The organism is Anoxybacillus sp. FSL W8-0104, assembly GCF_038004465.1.
Classification (GTDB): domain Bacteria; phylum Bacillota; class Bacilli; order Bacillales; family Anoxybacillaceae; genus Anoxybacillus; species Anoxybacillus flavithermus_G.
This window is the reverse complement of sequence record NZ_JBBOQU010000001.1, coordinates 1-7,500: the sequence shown is the minus strand read 5'-3', so window position 1 is coordinate 7,500 and position 7,500 is coordinate 1. Positions and strand designations below refer to the sequence as shown.

The window sequence follows — 7,500 nt, the reverse complement described above, 5'->3', positions numbered from 1 at the left end:
AACACTTTTTGTTCATCAGCTAAAATAGCCTTTAAACGTGCAATAAGTCCTAATAACTCAGCATACTCTTGCTCGATTTTTTCACGCTCTAATCCAGTTAAACGTTGCAGGCGCATATCTAAAATAGCTTGCGCTTGCTTTTCGCTTAGCTGGAACTTTGTCATTAACCCTTCTTTTGCTACATCTACGGTCGCGGATTGACGAATGAGCTCAATCACTTCATCTAGGTGATCGAGGGCAATGCGTAGTCCTTCTAAAATATGGGCGCGTGCTTCTGCCTTGTTTAACTCAAATTGCGTACGACGACGAATAACAACCTTTTGATGTTCTAAATAATGCTGTAAACATTGTTTCAAATTCAATACTTTTGGTTGACCGTCAACAAGAGCAAGCATATTAATGCCAAAGCTCGTTTGTAAAGCCGTTTGTTTATATAAATTGTTAAGTACGACATGAGCACTCACATCTCTTCGTACTTCAATGACGATACGCATGCCGCTTCGATCCGACTCATCACGCAAATCTGTAATGCCATCAATTTTCTTTTCGCGTACAAGCTCAGCAATTTTTTCAATTAACTTCGCTTTATTGACTTGATAAGGTAACTCACGGACGATAATCACTTCTTTTCCGTTCTCTTTTTGCTCGATCTCTGCTTTGGCACGCAACGTAATCGAACCTCGTCCTGTTTCATACGCTTTTCGTATACCGCCTCTCCCAATAATTTGCGCACCTGTCGGAAAATCAGGTCCTGGCAAATATTCCATTAATTCAGCAATCGTCATATCTGGATCTTTCATTAGCTCTAATAAAGCATCAATGACTTCTCCAAGTTGATGCGGCGGAATATTTGTTGCCATTCCAACCGCAATCCCTGAAGATCCGTTCACAAGCAAATTCGGAAAACGAGCTGGCAAAACAATTGGCTCTCGTTCTGAACCGTCATAGTTGTCTTGGTAATCAATCGTGTCTTTGTTAATATCTCGCAACAGCTCCATCGAAATTTTCGACATTCTCGCTTCTGTATAGCGCATTGCTGCTGCAGCATCCCCGTCAATTGATCCGAAGTTTCCATGTCCATCTACAAGCATATATCGATAGTTGAAATCTTGTGCCATCCGCACCATCGTATCGTATACCGCTGCATCACCGTGTGGATGGTATTTCCCGATGACTTCACCGACAATACGTGCCGACTTTTTGTAAGGCTTGTCCGCCGTCATTCCTAAATCGTGCATTGCATATAAAATACGACGATGTACCGGCTTTAGACCATCACGCACATCAGGGAGCGCGCGAGATACAATGACGCTCATCGCATAGTCAAGAAACGATGCACGCATTTCTTGACTAATACTCACTTCTTTTACTCGTTCAGACATACAACAACGAACCTCCCTTACTTAGCAAAATAATAAAACAAGGGGAGGGTGAACAAACACTCTCCGACATGTTTAAATATCTAGATTTTTTACGTATTTTGCGTTTTCTTCAATAAATTGTCTACGCGGCTCGACTTTGTCCCCCATTAAAATTTCGAACGTTTCGTCCGCCTCCATCGCATCTTGCAAACTCACTTTCAACAACGTTCTCGTTTCTGGATTCATTGTTGTTTCCCAAAGTTGTTCAGGATTCATCTCCCCAAGACCTTTATAACGTTGAATGACCGGTTTTGGTTGTTCAGGTAACCGCGTTAATATTTCTTCAAGTTGTCGATCACTATATGCATATTCGATTCGTTTTCCTTGCTGAATTTTATATAAAGGTGGTTGAGCGATGTAAACGTAGCCTTGTTCAATGACCTCGCGCATGTAGCGATAAAAAAATGTCAATAACAATGTGCGAATGTGTGCACCATCGACATCGGCGTCCGTCATAATAATGATCTTATGGTAACGAGCTTTTGTAATATCAAAATCTTCCCCGATTCCCGTGCCAAGAGCTGTAATAATCGCACGTACTTCATTGTTGGATAAAATTTTATCTAAACGTGATTTTTCAACGTTAATAATTTTTCCGCGCAACGGTAAAATCGCTTGGAAATGACGATCGCGTCCTTGTTTTGCAGAACCACCTGCCGAGTCTCCCTCAACAACATACAGTTCACATATCGCTGGGTCTCTCGATGAACAATCTGCCAATTTCCCAGGCAAACTTGATACTTCAAGGGCGTTTTTTCTTCTCGTTAATTCTCGCGCTCGCTTCGCTGCTAAACGTGCTCGAGAAGCTAAAATTCCTTTTTCAACGATTTTTTTTGCAACGGATGGATTCTCGAGTAAAAACTTCTCAAATTGTTCAGCAAAAATGGACTCTGTCGCCGTACGAGCATCACTATTTCCGAGTTTCGTCTTCGTTTGCCCCTCGAACTGTGGCGCTGGGTGTTTCACCGAAATGATGGCCGTTAATCCTTCCCGTACGTCCTCACCTGTTAAATTAGCATCTTGTTCTTTAAACATATTGTTTTTACGGCCATAATCATTAATAATTCGCGTCAGAGCTGTTTTAAACCCTAACTCGTGCGTACCACCTTCATGTGTATGAATGTTATTCGCAAATGAGTATATATTACTTGTATAACCATCGTTGTATTGTAGGGCAATTTCGACTTGAATCCCGTCTTTCTCCCCTTCAATATAAATTGGTTCCTCGTGAAGCGTTTCTTTTGTCCGATTTAAATGTTTAACGTATGAAGAAATTCCGCCTTCATAGTAGTATTCGTTGCGTCGCTTTTCACCGCGTCGATCTTCTAGCGTAATACGAATGCCTTTGTTTAAAAAAGCAAGCTCCCGTAAACGGTGCGCGAGTGTATCGTAATCATACTCCGTCGTTTCTGTAAAAATTTCCGGATCTGGCTTAAAATGAATCGTTGTTCCTGTCCGATCTGTCTCACCTACAACTTGTAAATCAGAACAAGGCACACCGCGCTTATATTTTTGATAGTGAATGTTTCCATCGCGATGTACATATACTTCTAGTTCTTCTGACAACGCATTAACAACAGACGCACCGACCCCATGCAAACCGCCAGATACTTTATATCCACCGCCGCCGAATTTCCCTCCAGCGTGCAACACAGTCATAATTACTTCAACAGCTGGTCTCCCCATTTTTTCATGAATGCCAACTGGAATCCCCCGACCGTTATCGATAACTGTAATGCTATTGTCTTCTTCAACAATGACGTTGATTTCCGTACAAAATCCAGCTAGCGCTTCATCAATACTGTTGTCGACAATTTCCCAAACGAGATGGTGTAATCCTTTCGGTCCAGTTGATCCGATATACATCCCCGGTCTTTTTCGTACTGCTTCTAATCCTTCGAGCACTTGAATCTGACTTTCATCATAAACAATTTGTTCCATCGTCACTATTGATCACCTACGCTTTCCTTTTCGGACAATACGTCCGAGTTTGATAAACAACTATCGTCTCATCATTTGTCCCAAGACAACTTCGTACACATCTGCATCACGAATAACGCGATGCTCAATCCCATCTATGCTCGTTGTTGTTACGAATGTTTGCACTTTGCCTTGTATAGCATTTAACAAATGCGTTTGGCGAAAATCATCCAGTTCTGATAGGACATCGTCAAGTAAAAGAATAGGGTACTCTCCAATTTCCGAAAAAATTAAATCAATTTCAGCTAGTTTCAATGAAAGGGCCGTCGTTCGTTGTTGTCCTTGTGAACCGAACGTTTGTACATCCTTTCCGTTAATTGTGAACGATAAATCATCTCGATGTGGCCCGATAAGTGTTGTGCCTCGTTCGATTTCTTTTGTTTTTATTTGTGCGAACTTGTCGTTATACACTTCTACTATTCTCGACCATTGTTGTTTGTCTAATACATGAACCGAAGGACAATAGTGAATAGCTAATTGTTCATTACCTCGACTAATTTCACCATGAATCGGTTTTGCCCACGTTTGTAATAATTCGATAAATTCGTATCTTTTAAGCGTGATCTTAGCTGCAAGTTCTACCAGTTGTTCTGTAAGCACATCAAGAAACGTTTCATCCATCTGTTTTTTCGACTGAAGTAGTTTCAAATATTGATTTCTTTGTTGCAACACTTTTTGATATTGACCAAGCTCATGCATGTAAACAGGAGATACTTGACCGATCTCCATGTCGATAAAACGTCTTCGAATTTGTGGGCTCCCTTTTACAAGGTTTAAGTCTTCTGGAGCAAACATGACAACGTTCATGTGCCCGACATATCTGCTTAACTTCGCCTGTTCAATATGATTGAGTTTTGCTTTCTTACCTTTTTTTGACACAGTTAGTTGCAGAAAAATGGACCCGTTTTTCTTTCCTACTTTACCTTCTATTTTAGCATAATCTTCGTCCCAACGAATTAAATCTTTATCGTTCGTCGTTCGATGTGATTTCGCCATAGATAAAACATAAATGGATTCCATGATGTTCGTCTTACCTTGGGCATTTTCACCTAAAATGACGTTTACTTTATTTTGAAATTGCCAACAACCTTGTTCATAATTGCGGTAGTTTTTTAAAGTTAATTGTTCCAAAAACAAAGGTGCTCCCACCTTCACGAACAAATCGTAAATGTACCGATTGTTTTGATGTCGACAACGTCCCCTACCTTCAGCTTTCGCCCGCGACGTTGTTCCTGCTCACCATTAACAAATACATCGTTTGTTTGTAAAAACCATTTCGCCATCCCACCTGTTGAGATGACGTTCGCTAGTTTTAAAAATTGTCCGAGTGTAATGGTTTCTGTTGAAATTTTTATTTCTTTCATCCATCATCCGCTCACTTTCTATAAAAAGTGTCCATTCTTTCATTGTACTAAAAAAGAAAGGTGAAGAAAAGGAAAGCTGCTAGTTCATCTAGCAGCTTTTAATATGTGCGCACAGGTAAAATTAATTGGAGCATCGAATCGTCATGAAGCGGACGAATTAAAAATGGTCGCATTGCACCAGTAAAACTAATTTTAATTTCTGTCCCTTCTAACGCTTTTAGTGCATCCATCATATATTTTGCGCTGAAAGAAATTTTTAATTCTTCTCCCTCAACTTGTTCACACTGCACTTCTTCAACTACTTTTCCGATTTCAGGTGAGTTCGAAGAAATTTCAACGATTTTGTCGGCTAGTGTCGATAAACGAACAACGTTGTTTCTTCCTTCACGCGCTAATAAAGATGCACGGTCGATCGCTTGTAGAAACTCCTTCGTTTTTACAATCACATCTGTCTGACTGTCTGTTGGAATAAGTCGAGACGTATCCGGATAGTTCCCGTCTAATAATCGTGAGAAAAACAACAAATGTTTTGTTTTGAATAATATTTGATTTTCTGTCACGACAATGTGCACAAGTTCATTCGACTCTTCGAGGATTTTATTTAGTTCGTTCAAACTCTTTCCCGGAATGACGATATTGAAGTACGCTTCTGATTCCGTTTCTACTTTTGCTTTTCTCATAGCTAGCCGATGGCTATCTGTTGCAATACACGTCAGTTCATTATTTTCAATTCGCCAGTTTACACCTGTCAAGATCGGACGTGTTTCTGAAGTCGATACAGCGAATACAGTTTGACGAATTACATGTTTTAACAAATCAGCTGGAACTTTAAACATGTTTTCCTCTTGAATTTGTGGTAAGCGCGGATATTCCTCTGGATCCAATCCGTTTAAGTGAAATTCGGCTTTTCCGGAACGAATGGTTGTGACAAATTGATCTTTTACTTCGATTTGTACGGTTTCTTTCGGTAGTTTACGAACAATTTCGCTAAAAAATCGCGCTTGGAGAACTACGCCCCCTTGTTTAATGACGTCAACAATAATACGATCCTTTTCCTCCGCTGGAATAAACGATTCAATCGAAATATCTGAGTCACTCCCTGTCAATGTAACTCCTTGCTCAGAGGCGACAATTTTAATTCCAGTCAAAATAGGAATGGTCGTTCGGGATGATACAGCTTTCATAACATCTTGCACACTTCTCACTAAGTGCTCGCGATCGATAGTAACTTTCACAAAGAAAACCTCCCTAATTATTAATTATATTTTTTTAAAAAACTATTAATCATAGTAATAGGCGCTGTGATTATGTGGATAAGTGAGTAAAACAAAGGAAGCACAGACTATCCACATGTGGACAGACTGTGCACAAACACAAAGTAGTTATTCACATTATTTCAGTTTCTCCATAATTTCTTTCAGCTGTTTTTGCAATTGAACGTCAGTCTGAATGAGAGCTGAAATTTTTTCATGGGCATGGATAACAGTCGTATGGTCACGCCCTCCAAATTCTTCACCAATTTTTGGGAGCGAACAGTCCGTCAGTTCGCGTGAAAGATACATTGCAATTTGTCTTGGAAAAGCAACAGATTTTGTCCGCTTTTTCGCCTTGAAATCTTCGAGTTTTACATTAAAATGCTCCCCGACAACGCGTTGAATATCTTGGATCGTAATAACTTTTGGTTTGGAGCTCGGAATAATATCTTTTAATGCTTCAGCTGCCAAATCTGCGTTAATTTCTTTATTAATTAAAGAAGAGTAAGCAACGACGCGAATGAGTGCCCCCTCTAATTCACGAATGTTCGAATCAATTTGATTAGCAATGTACAACATCACTTCGTTCGGTATGTCGAATCCTTCCGCTTTCGCTTTTTTGCGCAAAATTGCAATTCTCGTTTCTAAATCGGGAGGAGTGATGTCTGTAATTAAGCCCCATTCAAAACGAGAACGAAGGCGATCTTCTAACGTCGGAATTTCTTTTGGTGGTCGGTCGCTTGAGATGACAATTTGCTTACTTTCTTCATGTAGCGTATTAAACGTATGGAAAAACTCTTCTTGCGTTTGTTCTTTTCCAGCTAGAAATTGAATATCATCTATTAGTAACACGTCCACATTGCGATATTTGTTACGAAAATCATCCGGACGGTTGTCACGAATGGCATTAATAAATTCGTTTGTAAACTTTTCAGAAGATAGATAAACGACTTTCGCTGATGGGTTGTGTTCAAGAACGTAATGACCGATTGCGTGCATGAGGTGCGTCTTGCCTAGGCCTACACCACCATAAATGAAAAGGGGGTTGTATGCTTTGGCCGGTGCTTCTGCCACAGCTAAAGAGGCAGCATGAGCAAAGCGATTTCCAGATCCAATGACGAATGTATCGAACGTATACTTCGGATTGAGCATGCTTTGTGGAAATTCTGTTTGTTCATCATCGTGTTTTCGCGGTTTACTTGTTGGTTTTACATCAAATTCTTCCGATGTTTGATCGTTAGGAATCGTGCATTTGATTTTTAATTCTTCCCCGGTAATATCATAGAGCGTTTGTTCAATAAGCCGGGTGTAGCGCGATTCGAGCCAGTCTTTTGTAAATTCGTTTGGAACGGTAATAATAAGGATATCGCCCTTTAACGAATGTGCAGTCGTTGATTTTAACCATGTTTCAAAACTCGGTTTGCTAATTTTTTTCTCAATTTCGGCCAATGCTTTATTCCATAAGTCCGAAATATTTTCCAC

6 protein-coding genes (1 of these 6 only partly in view) are annotated in these 7,500 nt (G+C 40.0%); all 6 read right to left on the bottom strand.

The annotated features are described in order from the left end of the window. Positions 1 to 1,382 carry the 5' portion of a DNA gyrase subunit A gene (gyrA, locus tag NST18_RS00030; RefSeq protein ID WP_004888464.1) on the bottom strand. The gene continues 1,069 nt to the left of window position 1, outside the view, so the window shows 1,382 of its 2,451 coding nt (coding positions 1–1,382); the start codon lies at positions 1,380 to 1,382; its stop codon lies beyond the left edge, outside the window. Between the two features lie 72 nt (positions 1,383 to 1,454). Further along, positions 1,455 to 3,362, bottom strand: a complete 1,908-nt coding sequence (gene gyrB, locus NST18_RS00025; protein WP_064213889.1) for a DNA topoisomerase (ATP-hydrolyzing) subunit B — start codon at positions 3,360 to 3,362, stop codon at positions 1,455 to 1,457. A 60-nt stretch (positions 3,363 to 3,422) separates the two neighbouring features. Next, positions 3,423 to 4,538 (bottom strand): DNA replication/repair protein RecF, encoded by a 1,116-nt coding sequence (recF, locus tag NST18_RS00020; RefSeq protein WP_340721119.1) that lies wholly within the window; start codon positions 4,536 to 4,538, stop codon positions 3,423 to 3,425. A gap of 14 nt (positions 4,539 to 4,552) precedes the next feature. Then, positions 4,553 to 4,765, bottom strand: a complete 213-nt coding sequence (yaaA, locus tag NST18_RS00015; protein ID WP_004888458.1) for a S4 domain-containing protein YaaA — start codon at positions 4,763 to 4,765, stop codon at positions 4,553 to 4,555. Positions 4,766 to 4,863: 98 nt separating this feature from the next. Next, entirely contained in the window at positions 4,864 to 6,000 is a 1,137-nt protein-coding gene (gene dnaN, locus NST18_RS00010; RefSeq protein WP_004888456.1) for a DNA polymerase III subunit beta, read from the bottom strand. A 156-nt stretch (positions 6,001 to 6,156) separates the two neighbouring features. After that, positions 6,157 to 7,500 carry a chromosomal replication initiator protein DnaA gene (gene dnaA, locus NST18_RS00005; protein WP_004888455.1) on the bottom strand — a complete coding sequence of 448 codons (1,344 nt, stop codon included), beginning with the start codon at positions 7,498 to 7,500 and terminating at the stop codon, positions 6,157 to 6,159.

Coding starts and splice junctions, on each gene's coding strand:
- gyrB (WP_064213889.1), bottom strand. CDS start 3,362: ATGGAACAAATTGTTTATGATGAAAGTCAGATTCAAGTGCTCGAAGGA.
- yaaA (WP_004888458.1), bottom strand. CDS start 4,765: ATGAAAGAAATAAAAATTTCAACAGAAACCATTACACTCGGACAATTT.